The following is a 15562-nucleotide window of genomic DNA, read 5'->3' as shown; positions in this document are numbered from 1 at the left end:
GTGCCTACCTCTCGGTCCGCTGGGACTGGTGCCAGTGCAGGACCCGGCGTTCGACGGCACGCGCGGCCAGGTTGACCGCGACCCCGACGAGACCGGTCGTCAGGACCAGGGCGTACACGCGGGGCACCGCCCCTGACGACTGGGCGACGGCCAGTTGCTGGCCGAGGCCGGGTGAGCCGATGACGAGTTCGGCGGTGATGGTGAGGACGAGCGCCACGGTCGCGGCCAGTCGTACGCCGGTCATGACGTAGGGCAGCGCCGTGGGCCACAGGACGTGTCTGATCCGTCCCCAGGCGCCCAGCCGGTAGCTGCGGGCGGTGTCCTGGGCCACCGGGTCCACGTCGTGCAGGCCGGCGAGGACCTGGACCAGTACCTGCCAGAAGGAGGCGTACACCACCAGGAGCAGTTTCGACCGCAGGTCGGTTCCGTACAGCAGGACCGCCACGGGGATGAGCGCGACGGAGGGAATGGGCCGCAGGAACTCGATGGTGGAGGCGGTGGCCGCGCGCAGCAGGGGGACAGAGCCGATGGTCACACCGGCCACCGCTCCGGCCGCGAAGGCGGTGGCGAGGCCGATCCCCCAGCCGGTCAGGGTGTCGCCGAGGGCGGTCCAGAACGCGCCCTCCCCCAGCATGTCCCAGAAGGCCCGGGCGGTCGTGGAGGCCGGTGGGAGGTAGTCGGGGGAGACGAGCGAGGTGCGGGGCAGCGTCTCCAGGACGAGCACCAGTCCGGCCAGCCCGGCCAGTCCGCGCAGGGCGGACGCGCTGGGGACCGGCCCGCGCCGGGCGGTTGCCGAGGCGGGGCTGTCGACGTCCGCGAGGGTCATGAGAACAGCGCTCCGATGTCCGGCTTCTTGTCGCCGAAGACGCCGTCCTGCTCGCCGAGTTCGGCCAGTTTCTCCAGGGAGGCGCGGTTCACGGCGGTCGGCCAGCTCGGCAGGATCAGCTTGTCCAGTACGTCGCCGCTGATCTTGGTGTAGGCGGTGATGATGCGGCGGGCCTCGTCCGGGTGGGCGGACGCGTACTCCAGCGACGCGTTCATCGCCTCGGTGAACTTCCGTACGAGGGCGGGGTTCTGCTGCGCGATCTTCGTCGAGGTGAAGTACGCGGCCACGGTGAGCGCGGGATCGGTCTCCGCGAAGGGGGAGGCGATGACGCGGGCGCCCTGGCCCTGGGCGATGGTGCGGGCGGGTTCGCCCATCCAGGCGGCGTCGACCCGGCCGTCGTTCAGGGCGGCGGGCATCTGGTCGAAGGGGATCTCGACGAACTTGACCTTCGAGGGGTCTCCCCCGTCCTTGCGCACCGTCTCGCGGACCGTCGTGTCGCCGATGTTCTGCAGGGTGTTGACGGCCACGGTACGTCCGGCGAGGTCCTTGGCCGACCTGAGCGGGCTGTCCTTCTTCACCAGCACCCCGGTGACGTCGGAGCCCACCTTGCCGTTGGAGGCCGCGCCGTTGGCGACCGCCTTGACGGGTACGCCCTTGGTCTGGGCGAGCATCAGGGACGTGGTGTTGCTGAAGCCGAACTGGAACTGGCCGCTCACCACACCGGGGATGATCGCGGCGCCGCCCTGTGCGCTGACCATCTTGAGGTCGATGCCGCGGTCCGCGAAGAAGCCCTGCTTCTGGCCCAGATACAGGGGTGCCACGTCGACGATGGGGATGATGCCGACCGTGACCCGCGTGGTCTTGCCGTCGGCCGACGAGGGTGCCCCGGCGCTGCCGGAGTCCGATGAACCGCATCCGGCGAGGCCGGTGACGGACAGCACGACCAGGGCAAGGCCCACCAAACGCCTGTGCATGAGTTCCTCCTTGAGCAAGAGCGGAACGAGACGGGCTGCCGCACGGGGAGAGAGGGGAACAGACGAGCCGACCGCGTCCGTGCGGCTCGATCGGCGACGGCCCCGGGATCCGGAAGAACCGCTCGGGCGTCGGAGCCGGAACGGCCGGACCCACGTTGTGCACTATCTTGACGACCGCAATCTACACACCTATGTTCGCCGTGTCAGTCCCCGCGACAAAGGAACTCACCACCCCCCTCCACGCGCCGCCCCACGACGACGAGGAGTCCCGGCCCATGCCACACCGCACCGCCGCACGATCCGTACGACCGTGGCCACCCCCCGCGCAGCGGACCGGACGACGCCACGAGGAAGCCGCCGCCGGACCCGGGTCACCGACCGGCCGGCCTCGCGTACGCCACGCGAAGGGTGGCGTACGGCGGTGACCACCCGACGTCCGTCCGGACCGGCCGGCCCTGACCTCGCGCGGATGAACGTGGACGCCGCGCACGAACCACAGCCGCTCGCCCCGCCGAACTCTCCGAACCGCTCCGGAGGGCCTTCGATGCGCCCGCAGTCGCTCCTGCTCGCCTTCTTCGGCAACCACGTCCTCGACGAGGGACCCCTCTACGTCTACTCCGGAAGCATCATCGACATCCTCGCCAGGACCGGAGTGGGAGAACAGGCGGTGCGTTCCACGCTCAGTCGCATGGTCAACCGCGTCCTGCTCACCCGGCGCAAGAACGGGCGCCGCATGTACTTCGGACTCACCCCGCTCGCCACCGAGATCCTCTGCGACGGCAGGCGCCGCCTCTGGGAGACGAGCGCGGTGAACGAGGACTGGGACGGCACCTGGACGCTGCTGGGCTTCTCCCTTCCCGACTCCTGGCACAGCCGGCGGCACGACCTCCGGTCACGCCTGAGCTGGCTGGGGTTCGGCCCGCTCTACAACGGTCTGTGGATCGCGCCCGGCCACGTGGAACTCACGGCCGTGATCGACGAGTTGAACCTCTCCGCGCATGTGAAGATCTTCCACGCCCGGGCCGACGACGCGACCGACATCCGCCTGATGGTCAGTGACACGTGGGACCTGGACTCCCTGGCGGCCCGTTACGCCTCCTTCGCACAGCACTGGTCCGCCGTCGAGTGGTCCGCGTCGGACGCCATCGCCGTCCGCCTGTGTCTGGTCAGCGAATGGCTGGGGATCATCCGCTCCGACCCCAGGCTCCCCGGGCCCTGCCTGCCCGCCGAATGGCCCGCCCGCCGCGCGGAGGAGATCTTCCATCGCGTCGCCTCCGGCACGGAAGCGCCTGCCCGCGAGCTGGCCTCCGCCGTTCTGGACACCCTTCCCGCCAGGTCCGTTTGAGGAGAGCGGCGGCAATCCCCTGACCGCGGGCACGTTCGGCGACGGTGCGGTCCTGGTCGTCGGCCGATGGCCCCCGGAGGAAGACAGACGGTGGTCAGTGCCTCGGCCATGGGCCGGCCGGTGCAGGAGAACGAGGCCGCGTGGCGGTACGCCTTGGGTCCGGCGAGGCCGTCAGGACGGTGGCGGCCACCGTGCCGTCCTCGACGGAGGTCCGCAGCCCGGGCGGGAACCGGACGCCGTCGCCGGAAGCGGCAAGTAGGGTGTCGGCGGCTTCGGCGCCCTGCGGACGGGCCAGGCGGATGAGGGTCCCTGTCAGCCGTTTCGAAGGCGGTCGGCGGACAGGAACGGTGCCTTCTGGGGGACAGCCACCCGATGCCCAACAGGGTCTCCAGGACGGGCAGGGTGACCGTCACCGAGATGGAACAGCGGCGGCCCGAACGCCCCGCGCTCGCCGGGCTGTTCACCGCCCTCGTTTCCCCGACGACCCCACCGGCGCAAGGCACTCCTGAGCAAGAGCCGGGAAGTGCACACATCATCCTGACCAAGGGCGCACTACGCGCCTGCGTAGGCTCACCCGAGGCCATGGGTGTCCAGTCGAGGTTCCCCCGTCATGCGGAAGGTGCATGTTCGGGGGCAGCCTCGGTGTCGGGGGTTGAGGGCGAGCGGGCCCTCGTGCTGGCCGGTGACCGTGAACGTCCCGCCGGTGTGGTGGCCGAGGAACTGAACAGGAGCCTCGTACAGCCGTTGCGGACCAGGTGTCCGAGGAACTCGATGCCCTTGGCGACGTTCTCCCGGTAGTAGCCGAGCGGGTCGGCGGCCGAGTCGGGGACGACGATCAGGGCCGCGCAGTCGATCACCGCGTACAGGTCGGGGTGCTCGGTGAAGATCCGCCCCTCGGTGAACTCCCGGCGTCCGGTGGCGAGGTTGTCCAGGACGACCGGCTCGATGCCGTTGCCGAGGCACGCGGAGGCGACCGTCGACGGCTCGTCAGGGTGACGGTCGGCCGCGCAGCGGAAACCGGTGCTGAAGTTGCCGTATGCGGGGTGGGCGGCCATGCGTTCCGGACACCTTGGCTGTCACCGGTAGTGCATCCACCTCCCGGCCCGGATCACCCGGTAGTGGCCGAAGAGGGACTCCGCGCCGGTCGGGAGCCGACCGGGATGGTGCCCGGCAGGACATGGGTGGTGCGGCGGGCCGGGTCCTACTCGTCGTCTCGGAGTGCCAGTCACCTGGAATCAAGGTGTTGCTTCCATGGTTCCCTGCGAGCCCTTGGCCGACTACGGCTTTGGCCAGCTGCCCAACGCGAGGTTCGCGACTTGCAGCAGTTCAGCGCGGGTGCTGCCGCTCGCGGCCTGGACGGCGATCCCGTTGGCGACTGTTCTCAGGTAGAGCGCGAGAAGACGGGGATCCGCGGAAGGCGGAAGGTCACCGGCGTCCACCGCCTGCTGGAACCGGCGCGTCAAGTGGGCTATGCCCTCCTGGCGCCATGCGATGAGCGCGTCTCGGACCGGGCGGCTCTCGTCCCCGGTGGCCAGCGCGCCCAGCACGCCGAGGCAGCCCGGGGGCAGTCCCGGCATGGTTGCCGCCTCGGCCGTCCCGCGGAGCGCGGCAGCGGCCACCGCTTCGCTGGTGGGCTCTGCCAGAGCCCGGGCGAAGTAGGAGGTCAGGCCCTCGGTGTACCGCTCCAGCGCCTTGTGGAAGAGGTCTTCTTTGCTGCCGAACGCCCGGTACAGGCCGGGGCGGCTGATCCCCATCGCTTCGGTGAGGTCGTCGAGGCTGGCGCCCTCGAAGCCCTTCGACCAGAACACCAGCACTGCACGATCGAGCGCCTCGTCGATGTCGAACGCGCGGGGCCTGCCGGGAGGGACCGGTGTCGTCGAGGTCATTTCTTCATCCTACCCCTTCGGTACCGATCGGTACGGATGTGCTAACGTGTTTCGTACCAACCAGTACGCTACACGGAGAGGCGACATCATGTCACAGACCGTGCTCATCACCGGCGGAACCTCAGGCATCGGCCTGAGCCTCGCGCAGTCCTTCATGGAACTCGGGGCGTCCGTCGTCGTCTGCGGGCGCTCACAGGACGCGCTCGACCGATTCGCGCAGGCGCACCCGCAGGCACTGGCCGTACGGGCCGACGTCACCGACGCAGCCGACCGGGCAGCACTGCTGCAAACCGTCGCCGATCACTTCGGGCATCTGGACGTGCTCGTCAACAACGCCGGGACGTTCGAGGAACGCGACTACACCACCGGCAAGAACCCCAACGCGACGCTCGACGACGAAGTGGCGCTGAACCTCACCGCCCCCATCCACCTGACGGGCGAAGTACTCGAACGATGGCCCTCGCCCGACGCGATCGTCTTCATCACCTCGGGGTTCGCCCTGGTCTCCCCCACCCGCGCACCTACCCACGGCGCGGTCAAGGCCGGCCTGCACGGCTTCGCGGACGGCCTGCGCCGCCAACTCGCCCCGCAGGGCACCCATGTCCTTGAGGTCCTCCCCCCGTCCACGGACACACCCATGAACGCCGCGGCCACGGGGAAGAAACTGACTCCCGCACAGGTGACGGCGGTCACGATGAAAGCCCTTCGACGCAGGCGGACCATGGCGTTCCCCGGCCAGACGAAAGTCATGCCCGCCATGCTGCGCATCGCGCCGGGCACACTACGACGCGTCGTCGCCGGACTCTGAACCCCAGCCCTTCGGTTGGAGATCAGCGGGCCCGGTGCGGTTCGGTGTCCGGCCGGTGAGGCGGAGGGTGTCCTTCGGCCGGGTAGCGGCGCGTCCGCGCCGATGACAGGCCCAATCGACGGCCTGGCGGAGGCGCCGCCACAAGAACCAGGCCAGCCAGATCCGCTCCTCTCGCGGGGACAGGGGCCGCACCAGAGCGAGGAGGTGTGGATCTCGGACGCGGTGAACCGCACGGGATACACGAGGCTGGTGGGACAGGTCCTTTCGTGTACTCGCTTCCCACCTGCCCCGGAGTACCTTCGCCGGCGGTTTACCGTCGGACGGACCCCGGGGCGGGCGGTGGTCGTTCCTACGACTGGTGGTACGTGAAGGTGCGGCCGTTCTTGGACTTCGAGACGTACACCTGGTGCCAGTTCCAGCCGGCCGGCGGACGGACGTAGTGGAACTCGACCGAGCTGTTGGTGCGCCACCAGTAGTCCGAGGCCGTGGTGCAGCCGTTGGCCGGGACGTCCCAGAACCGGGAGTTGACCCAGTCGCCCTGGTCGTTGTAGCCGACGAGGAAGAACTTCAGGGCGGAACCCCGGTCGTTGCAGATCTGGATCTGCACGTTGGCGGTGGCGGCGTCGGCTGTCGCGGGCGCCGCGAGGACGCCGGTGGCGGAGGCCACGGCGAGCGCGGCGATGGTGAGCTTTCTGCGGAGGTGGCCCATGTCGATGGTTCCTTTCGGAGGAGGGCGGAGAGGGCGTGGAGTGTTCAGCCCAGCAGGCCGTTGGACCGCAGCCATGCCCGCGCCGTGCCGGACGGGGACGCCCCGCCGTCGACGGAGGCGGCCAGTACGGCCAACTGCGCTGTGGTCAGCCGGGAGTTGAGGCGGGCCAGGGCCTTGCGGGCGGGCAGGCCCGCGTAGGGGGCGCCGATGAGCGGGAAGACGTGCTCGGGCGGCAGGGCGCTGTTCGGGTCGGTCAGCACGACCAGGGCGTCCCGGGTGATGACGGGGTCGGTGCCGCGCAGGACCAGGACGTCGGCGGTGGCCGGGGTGCCGGTCTCGGTGAGGTGGATGCCGTACGCCTTCAGCAGCGAGGCGGCCGACGGGGCGTCCGGATCGCCGGAGGCGGGGCCGCCGAGGGTGAGGCGGCCGGCCTTCGCGAGGTCGGCGAGGCTGTGCAGGCCGTGCGTGCGGGCGGTGGCCCGGGTGACCGCGAGGACGACGCCGTTCTGTGCCGGCGCGGGTGGCAGGGCGTCGACGCCGGGCGGCAGGGCCATGCTCAGGGTGGCCGCCAGGTTGCCGGGCAGGGTCTGGCCGCCGGGCAGGGCGCGCAGCGTCGAGGTCTCGTAGGCGGGTGCGAGAGCGATCCTGCCCTCCGCGACGGCCCGTGCGGTGTCGGCGAGCGAGGAGTATCGGGTACTCGCCGGGCGTACCTTCACCCCGGCGTCGGTGAGCAGTTCGCCGTACAGGGCCGCCACGACCCGGCTCTCGGCCGAATCGTCGGTGCCGATCACCGTCGGCCCCACGGCGTCCGCGTAGGCGGTCGCGTCGTTTCCCTTCGCCGTGCCGCCGCAGCCCGCGAGGAACAGCAGCGAGCAGAGGGCCGCCGCGACGGCGGCACGCGGACGGAGTCGGCTGTCTGGCATCACGGAACACCACACTTCTCGGTGGGGGCGGGCGGCCCGGCGCCGCCCGCCGTCCTACGACGGGACGGTTCAGCGGCAGTGCGCGGAGCGCTCGCCGGACGTCATCGCCTGGTCCTTGAAGTTGACGTAGCCGTTCTGGGGGTGGTCGCTGTCCCAGCCCGCCGCCTCGTAGTTGTTGATGTACCAGATGTAGTGGCCGTAGTAGCGGCGGCCGAAGTGAAGCTCGTACCAGCCCTTGGCCTTCTGCTTGGCGGTGCCGCGCTGGAGCCAGCCCTTGTATCCGGGGCGGACGTTGAGCGTCTTGGTCTCGGTGTCGGTGTGCGAGGTCGTCCAGGAGTGGGAGTACGAGACCTCGACGGCGACCTTGTAGACCTTCCAGAACTCCACGCTCGCCTCGATCGCGACGCCGACCGTGTTCGTGGCGGAGGTCGTGTCGGACCAGGTGACGGTGTGCTGGTTGACCTCGCTGGCGCAGTTGTACGCCGTGGAGCCGACCTGGTGCGCCGGGCCGGTGTACGCCGTGTAGCTCTGCGGGTGGAACTCGCACACGTCTGCCGAGTCGCAGGCGTTGAGGAGCTCCTTGATGGAGGGGCTGCTGGCGGCGTACGACTGCGGGGCCGCCATGAGGGAGGCGCCCAGGGCGAGGGCGGCGACGGTGGGAATTGAGCGGAGCGCGAATCGCATCGAATACTCCAGTGGAAGTCGGCTTTCCCCATGAAGAGGGGAAACAGCGCTGACGAAAGCCCGGGAATTACTTCTGCGTTGATCTGTTTTGCCGGCCCTCGGGGGTGTGAGGGCCGGCACCGGTGACCGCGCCGCCGCCGTACCGGGGGGGGGTGGGCAGCGGTGGAGCGGGCCGTTCGACATCCACTCTCGGAGCCTCGGAATTGTTGATCAATGCAGGTCAGAGGGGTAAACAACGCGATCGGCGACCTTACTGCCGGGTACAGCGCGGCCGTATGACGCCGTTGTGACAAACGGGATACACGGACATGGCAGGGGTGTTCTGTCGAATGGCGCCGAATTCTCGGGCGGCAGGCCGTGATCGGTCGCACCCCGGGCGGGCACGGGCGGGTTCACGGGTGGTGCGGCTGCGGCGGATCAGGCGAGCGGGCGTCCCGGCAGACCGCGCACCACGAGGACCACGCTCCACAGACGGAGTGCTTTCCGTCCTCCGGTGCTCACCGCCCGGTCCGTGCCCATCCGGTGTTCCCCCGTGTCCGGGGCCGGGCGCCGGGGAGGGACAAGCGGCCTTCTAGCGGGCCGGCTCGACGAGGCCGGGACCGGCCTCGGTCACGGCCTGCCCGGCCCCGTCGTCCGGGCGTACCCCGTCACAGACGCGGCGGTAGGGCACGCCCGGGAGGTAGCGCCGCCACTCGGCGGTGGTCAGGGACCGCCCCGCGCGGACGCAGAGCAGGGCGGCGACCTGTGCCGGGCCGACGGGATGGGCGCGGACGGAGAGGTGCGGGCCGACGGCGTAGAGGTAGCCGTCGGGGCCGAAGGCCAGCGAGTCGATCGCCTCACCCGAGGTGGCCTGGCTGCCGCCCAGGGGCCGGTTCAGACGGAGGTCCCACAGACTCAGGGTTCCCGAGCCGTAGGCGACGGCGAGGGTGGTGCCGTCGGGGCCGAAGGCCAGGGCGGTGACCTGCTCGCAGGGGACGCATCCGGCGCGCGCGGGGGGCGCGGGGATCACGGCTTCGGGGACCCGGTCCGTCGCGGTGTCCCACACGGTGACGGTGCCGAAGGCCCCGCCCGTCGCCACGTGCGTGCCGCCGGCGGTGACCGCGACGTCGTACGTCTGTGTCGGGTCGGCGGACGGGGGGTGCGGGACGGGTCCGTCGGGCCATATGGGCATCTGGCCGGTGAAGCCGGCGGCCGTCGCCTCCCTGGCCACGGCCTCCTGATCGGCCGACCGCGCCGACGGGACCCCGTGCGCGGTGTCCCACATCTGTGCGACGGGCGGGCCCGCGGGCGTGCTCCAGCCGACCAGCAGCTTCCGGCCGCGCCCGGTGAGGACGATGCCGCGGGCCGTGGCCCCCGCCGGACCCGTCACGTCGAACGCGGTGCCCTCGCGGCCGTCCGGCGAGACGTCGCGCACCGCGAACCGCGCGGGTCCGGACACCGCGGTGGTGCCGTAGGCGATGCTGCGGCTGTCCGGGCTGAAGGCGATCAGCGGGCGGGAGGTCCCGACGGGGCCGGTGGCCCGGCGGGGGAAGGCCAGTTCGGCGACGGGGCGGGCGGAACGGGTCTCCCGGAGTCGGAGCCGGTAGCCGGCCGCGCTGCGTTCCGCCGTGGCGAGGAGCCGGCCGTCCGGGCTGAGCAGCACGGCCTCCACGGGTCGCTCACGCCACGGGGAGACCGGCACGGAGGTGAGGTCCAGGGAGTGCACGGTGCTGCCCGTCAGATAGCGCAGGGGCCGGCCGGCCGGGTCCCAGGCGAGGGCGGTGACAAGACCGCCGGGCACCGGCTGGCGCAGCACCGGCAGCCGTGGCGCCGCGATCCGCCAGACGGTGACCCCGTCGGGGCCGGCCGCCGCCAGAAACGCGCCGTCCGGGGTGAAGGCGAGGTGCCCGGCGGCCGGCTCGGCGAGGTCGGCGAGTTGTCGCCCGGTAGCGGTGTCCCAGACGCGGACGCCGGTGTCCGTGGCCATGGCGAGCCGTGCGCCACCCGCGCCGAAGGCGACGGTCGCCGAGGAGCAGTCCGTCGGCCGGAGGGTCCCCCAGGGACCCGGCCGGACCAGGTCCCGGGCGGTGTCCCACACCTCCGGCGGCCGGTCCGGCGAGCAGACGGCCACCAGTCGGCCGTCCGGCGAGGGCACGGGATAGGCGTCGCCCGCCGCCTCGAACAGCGTCCTGCCGTCGTCGACCGCGCGCAGCCGCACCGCGGGGGCCGGTCCGGAGTCCCGTACGACATAGCTGCGTCCGTCGGCGCCGAAGCCGAGGACGCGGCCACCCGCCACGGGACGACCGGTACCGGTTCCCGCGGCCAGGTGCCACAGGCCCCCGCCGGTCAGCAGCAGGTTCTGGCCTGCGGGGTCGGCCTCGGCCACCTGGCCCTTCGGCAGCGGACCCGCTCCGGCGGAGCGGTGCGTGTCCACGTCCCAGGAGGACCAGATGCCGGAGCCCGCGACCAGCAGGGTGCGGCCGGAGTCGGTGAGGAAGGCGCGGTCGCCGTCACCGAGCACCGGCCCGGTCAGGACGTCGTTCTCGGGTTCGGCGAGCGTATTGGCCAGGGCCGAACGGCTGACCGGGCCGGGGTCGAGCCGCCAGGCGGCGACGCTCAGCAGTGCGGCGGTACGGGGGTCGACCGGCTGGGTGCGAGCGGCGAGGGCGACGGCCGCCAGGGCCGCGGCGCGGATGTGCTCCAGGCCGGCGGCGTCGCTGCGCTGCCAGGCGATCTGTGCGGCGATGAGCGCGCCCACCACGACGACGGTGCACGCGACGGACAGTGACCGCATCCGCTGCCGTATGCGCCCCGCCGTCCAGCGCTCCATGGAGTCGGCGACCCGGGAGGCGCTGAGGAAGGCGCGCTCCCGCCCGGTGAGGCCATGGTTCTCGGTGTCCCGGCCGAACAGCAGGTCGGCGACGGCGAGATGGGTTCCCCGGTAGAGGTTGGCGGGGTCGTGGCCGCGTTCCTTCCAGAGCCGTGCGGCCTCGCGCAGGCGCCGGTGCTCGCGCAGCCCTTCCCGGTGGGTCTCGATCCACTCCCGGAGCCTGGGCCAGTGCGTGATCAGGGCCTCGTGGACGAGTTCGACGTTCTCGTCGTCCAGGTTGACGAGCCGGGCGTCGGTGAACCGGTCGAGGACGGCGGGCAGTTCGGGGTCGGGCCACTCCCGCAGATCGGCGCGGCTGTACGGGCGGCGGGTGTCGGCGCTGCCCTCGCCGGGGGTGATGAGCGCCAGCAGCAAGCGCCGTGCGGTGGCGGCCTGGACGGGCGAGAGGCCGGCGTAGACCTCCTCGGCGGCTGCGGCGATGGCGCCGTTGATGCCGCCCGCCGCCTCGTACACGGCCAGCGTGAGGACGCCGCTGGTCCGTCTTCGCCAGGTCTCCCGCAGGGCCTGCGAGAGCATCGGCAGCGCGCCGGGCCGGTCCGCTGCCTCCTCCACGATCCGGGCGGTGAGCTCCCGCTCCACCCGCAGCCCCGCCGCCGTGGCCGGGCCGACCACCGCCTCCTGCAACTCCGCCCGTGTCATGGGCCGGACTGCCAGGGCGGCGTGTCGCAGCACGTCGGCCAGACCGTCGTGCTGCGCGCACCGGACGTGGAAGCCGCAGCCCACCGCGATCACCACGCGCAGCCGGCTCCCCGGTTCGCGGGCGGCCAGCAGCCGGTCCACGAACCGCCAGCGGTCGGCCCGGTCCCGGCAGAGCGTGAAGATCTCCTCGAACTGGTCCACCACCACGAGCCGTTCGGGGCCGTCCGGCGGTGGATCGAGCAGTCGCTCGTGGGTGATCGCGGGCCGGGGTCCCGGCGTGATCAGCCGGAGTTCCGTACCGCAGCCCCGCTCCCGGATCAGGTCGTCGAGACGGGGCAACAGCCCGGCCCGCAGGAGAGAGGACTTCCCGCTGCCCGAGGCGCCGTGCAGCACCGCGAACCGGTGGTCCGCCACCAGCTTCAGCGCGTCCTCGGCCAACCGGTCCCGGCCGAGGAACAGCGTCCTGTCGCCCGTCTCGAACCTCGCCAGCCCCTTGTAGGGGGAGTTCCCCTCTTCCGCGCCCTGCGGCGCCGTCTCCTCGGCGACGGCCTGGCGGCGGCGCTCCCATTCGTCCGGATCCGCTCCGCATGCCTGCGCGTACGCCCGCACCACCGCGGCCGACGCCAGCCGCTCGCCGGAGGCCGCCCGTGACAGAGCGGTCACGGAGAGCCCGGTGCGCTGGGCCATCATCCGGTACGGGGGCGATCCGCCGTTTCTGCGCAGCGACCGCAGCTCGTGCGCGAAGTGCTGCAAGGGCCCGGCGTCGGGGTCGACCGGTCGTTCGGGACGTCCCAAGATGCCACCTCACCTCAGGGCATATCCTGCCCCGGAAAGCAATTTCCTTGTACTTTAAAGCATCAGAACGGGGAACTCCTCAACGGTGTGTCCAACCGCACCGGACCTCTCGGTCCGGGAAGTCGGCGGGCCTGCGCTTCGGCGTCACGGGCGGGGATGGTGGCCGCGTCGGCACCGTCGCCGGGGCCACCTGCTTCCGCCGGTCCCTCCAGCCGGCCCCGGACTCCTTGAGCGGCTGGTGCGCAGGGCCTTCGGGGTTGCACCGGCCGTCTCCGCGTCCTTCACGGCAGGGTCGCCAGCCCTGGGTGACCGGTGACCACCGCTGTCGCCAGTTCGACCCGGGAGCGGACTCCCAGGCGACGGTACAGGCGGTTGAGACGGGTCGAGACGCTGCTCTCGCTCACCGCCAGGACCTGGGCGAGGAGGCGGTTCGGCAGGCCCTCGGAGACCAGTCGGGTCAGGAGCACCTCGGTCTCTTCGGCGACGGCTGACCGGCCCGGTACCCGGATGCCGGCCTCCCGCAGGGCCGCTCTGGTCCGGTGCCGCCACAGCAGCGCGCCCAGGTCGCCGAAGAGGTCGTACGCCTCCTCCAGCAGGTGCTTGGCGGACGCGTCGCCGGACGGCGGGTCGTGGCGGTGCCCGATCGCGTGCTCGGTGCGGGCGACCGCCAGCAGGGTGCGGGCGAGTTCGAAGGGCTGCCCCAGGGAACGGGCCAGGGCGATCGCGGCGCGCATGTCCGGGACCCTTTCCGGTGGGCGGGAGCGCGAGCCGGACAGGACGGCGAGACACGCGATCTGGGTGCGGAGGTAGGTCAGCCAGTCGCAGTCACGGCCCTGGTGGGCGATCCGGCGCAACTCCAGGAGGTGGGACGCCATGAGGTCGCCGTGGCCCCGTTCGGCCTCCGACAGCGCCAGGGCCGCCCGCAGGGGCGCGGTGCCCAGGACGTGTCCGCTCCGGGCCGCCTCGGCGAGACCTCGGCGCAGGGTTTCCCGGGCTGTGTCCGCCCGTCCGAGGAACTGCTCGACCTCAGCCCGTTGCGCCGCCAGCAGATACGCCGTCGGCGGGTGCGCGGCATCCGCGACGTCGAGGGCGGTGGCCGCGCGGGAGGGCCATCCCTGGGCGAGCAGTGCGGTGGAGGTCTTGGCGTGGACCAGCGTACGGATCGGCCCGTGCACGGCCGGCCGGCCGCCGCTCATCAGGGAGTTGGCCGCAGCCATCGCTTCGCGCCAGTCGCCGGTGAGGAAACGGTGGACGACGGTGCTCTCCGGGGGGAGCTGCTCCACCGTGGCCCCGTGCTTCGCGAGGAGTGCGGTGACTGTCCTCGCGTCCTCCGCGACCAGCAGACATGTGCAGAAGGAAGCCGTGGCCGCGCGGAGGTCCGGGCCCTCGGCGTGTGCCCACAGCGTCTCGTAGAGACTGGTCGGGTCGCCCGCCAGGAGCTGGGTCTCGGCGTGTGACAGATCGGCTGAGGTCGGTTCCGGTGGTTCCGTGGGCTGTTCGTCGTTCGAGCACGGCGAGCCGGGCCCGTGGTCGGGCATCAGGGCCGTCAGGGCGGCGGGCTCCCTGGAACGTTCGTGCGCTGCCGTGGCCGACGCCTCGTAACGCTCTGCCGGGTCGCCTTCGGCGGACCGCCGGGCCGCCTCCATGGCGAGCAGGCGTCTGCGGGTGGCGGTGTCCTGGCCGGCCGGCAGGGTCAGCAGTTGTGCCCACGGTCTGTCGTCGCTGTGCGGCTGCCTCTCGCGCGGGACGCCCGCCGTGCGGACGAGGGCCGCGTCAGCGGTCGCCGCCTCGTCGTCGCCGGCTTCCCTTGCCGCTGCCAGCCAGCGTGCCGCCTGCCGGGGGTGGGTGTCGCGCAGCCGCTCCGCGATGGCGGCCAGTTCACGCGCCGCCCGCTCCCGGCCGACGGCGTCCCCGGCGTCCACCAGACGGTCCGCCAGCCAGGCGAGCTGCGCCGTGTCGCCCTTGTCGGCCCCGGACATCGGGTGGCGTGCGGCCCAGCAGGCTCGTACGGCGACGGCGGACAGGACCCGGCGCTCGTAGGGGCCGACGCGGGCACGCACCGCGGCGGCGACCAGGGGCACGGTGAACCTCCAGCCGACACGTGTCACGTGATCCGGGCCGGAGGCCATCCCGTACCCGGCCATGCACCGGAGTGCTTCGTCGACCGTGCCGTGGGACAGTCCGGTGGCTTTCGCGATGAGTTCCGGCGCGGGGAGGGGCAGCGGCTCCAGCAGGCTCAGCGCCCGCGCGGTGCGCCAGACCGGTTCGCCCAGGTCGCGCAGTGCCCAGGTGAAGCGGTCGGCTCCGGGCGGGACGGGCGGCTGCCGGTCCGCCACGAGACGGGCGCGGCCTGCCCGTACCCGGAACATCGCCGGTCCGGAGGGTTCGATCACGGCCATGGCCGCTGCGGGATTGCCGCCGCTGAGCCGGTGCACCTCGTTCACCAGGGCGTCGTCGGGCAGGGCTCGCAGCAGTCCGGTGAGCAGTGCGGCGAGGGCGTCCCGGGTGAGCGGCGGGAGGTCCACCACGAGGTCCGAGGGCCGCGCCTCGGGTGGTGGTGCGGGGCCGACCGAGGGGACGGCGAGGACGAGCCGGACCGCCGGCAGCGAGGGCAGCACGGTACGCAGCCGGGCCAGGGTGTCCGGGTCCGCGTGCTGCGCGTCGTCCACCAGCAGGACGGCGGGGCCGCGGGCGCGCAGCACGCGCTCCAGGCGAAGGGCGCTGCCCGGCGGGCCCGGGTCGTCCCCGTGCCCGGTCGGGCGGGCCGTGGGCGGTGACGCGGACGACGGCGCCGTGATCGCGAGGAACAGCCGGTGGGCGAGCAGCTTGGGTGTCAGTTTCTCGCCGGGGAGACATCTGACGGCGTACACGGGCTTGCGCGTGGCACGCAGACGGCGCTCCAGAGCGGCGAGGACGGTTGTGCGCCCGGATCCCACGGCGCCGCGCAGCAGCGACACCGAAGGGCCCGAAGGGGAGGTGACAGCGTTCCGCAGCCGGCGGATCTGCTGGTCCCGGCCGGCCGTCGCGAGCGGGTTCGAGGGCTCCGCGCCGGTGTCCGGGCGAGCGGTGGTGCAGGAGGTCATGGCCACCCCCTCGGAGGTGCC

At 72.3% G+C, this 15562-nt stretch carries 11 protein-coding genes; 2 read left to right on the top strand and 9 right to left on the bottom strand.

All coding sequences use genetic code 11. The features are described 5' to 3' along the window. Window positions 1–4 precede the first annotated feature (4 nt). Both ACQCO7_RS42810 and ACQCO7_RS42805 read right to left on the bottom strand, forming a co-directional pair. Window positions 5–826, bottom strand: a complete 822-nt coding sequence (locus tag ACQCO7_RS42810; protein WP_464076918.1) for an ABC transporter permease — start codon at window positions 824–826, stop codon at window positions 5–7. Next, window positions 823–1800 carry an ABC transporter substrate-binding protein gene (locus ACQCO7_RS42805; protein ID WP_464076917.1) on the bottom strand — a complete coding sequence of 326 codons (978 nt, stop codon included), beginning with the start codon at window positions 1798–1800 and terminating at the stop codon, window positions 823–825. Before ACQCO7_RS42805 ends, ACQCO7_RS42810 begins: the two co-directional genes overlap by 4 nt. Before the next feature lie 544 nt (window positions 1801–2344). On the opposite strand from ACQCO7_RS42805, the gene ACQCO7_RS42800 reads away from it, so the two are divergent. After that, a complete protein-coding gene (locus ACQCO7_RS42800; protein WP_464076916.1) occupies window positions 2345–3145 on the top strand; it encodes a PaaX family transcriptional regulator in 801 nt (266 codons plus the stop codon). A 608-nt stretch (window positions 3146–3753) separates the two neighbouring features. Here the strand turns inward: ACQCO7_RS42800 and ACQCO7_RS42795 are convergent. Further along, window positions 3754–4200, bottom strand: a complete 447-nt coding sequence (locus tag ACQCO7_RS42795) for an NAD-dependent epimerase/dehydratase family protein (protein WP_464076915.1) — start codon at window positions 4198–4200, stop codon at window positions 3754–3756. A gap of 222 nt (window positions 4201–4422) precedes the next feature. Beyond that, window positions 4423–5031, bottom strand: a complete 609-nt coding sequence (locus ACQCO7_RS42790) for a TetR/AcrR family transcriptional regulator (RefSeq protein WP_464076914.1) — start codon at window positions 5029–5031, stop codon at window positions 4423–4425. 88 nt (window positions 5032–5119) lie between these two features. On the opposite strand from ACQCO7_RS42790, the gene ACQCO7_RS42785 reads away from it, so the two are divergent. Continuing rightward, window positions 5120–5839: an SDR family NAD(P)-dependent oxidoreductase gene (locus ACQCO7_RS42785; RefSeq protein WP_464076913.1), complete on the top strand. Its 720-nt coding sequence runs from the start codon at window positions 5120–5122 to the stop codon at window positions 5837–5839. Between the two features lie 349 nt (window positions 5840–6188). On the opposite strand, the gene ACQCO7_RS42780 is transcribed toward ACQCO7_RS42785, so the two are convergent. From ACQCO7_RS42780 to ACQCO7_RS42760, 5 genes are all read right to left on the bottom strand, one after another. Then, window positions 6189–6548 (bottom strand): hypothetical protein, encoded by a 360-nt coding sequence (locus ACQCO7_RS42780; RefSeq protein ID WP_464076912.1) that lies wholly within the window; start codon window positions 6546–6548, stop codon window positions 6189–6191. A gap of 44 nt (window positions 6549–6592) precedes the next feature. Beyond that, the gene (locus tag ACQCO7_RS42775; protein ID WP_464076911.1) at window positions 6593–7471 is read right to left on the bottom strand and encodes a glycine betaine ABC transporter substrate-binding protein; all 879 of its coding nucleotides are present in this window, start codon (window positions 7469–7471) and stop codon (window positions 6593–6595) included. 69 nt (window positions 7472–7540) lie between these two features. Continuing rightward, window positions 7541–8155, bottom strand: coding sequence for a hypothetical protein (locus tag ACQCO7_RS42770; RefSeq protein WP_464076910.1), 615 nt, complete (start codon window positions 8153–8155; stop codon window positions 7541–7543). A gap of 571 nt (window positions 8156–8726) precedes the next feature. Further along, the gene (locus tag ACQCO7_RS42765; RefSeq protein ID WP_464076909.1) at window positions 8727–12458 is read right to left on the bottom strand and encodes an nSTAND1 domain-containing NTPase; all 3732 of its coding nucleotides are present in this window, start codon (window positions 12456–12458) and stop codon (window positions 8727–8729) included. 281 nt (window positions 12459–12739) lie between these two features. Next, complete coding sequence (locus ACQCO7_RS42760) at window positions 12740–15541, bottom strand: helix-turn-helix transcriptional regulator (protein WP_464076908.1); 2802 nt, start codon at window positions 15539–15541, stop codon at window positions 12740–12742. Between the last annotated feature and the right edge of the window lie 21 nt (window positions 15542–15562).

The sequence above is a fragment of the Streptomyces saintjeani genome (assembly GCF_055409605.1).
The sequence above is the reverse complement of the archived record's forward strand: the minus strand, read 5'-3'. Positions and strand labels throughout refer to the sequence as shown.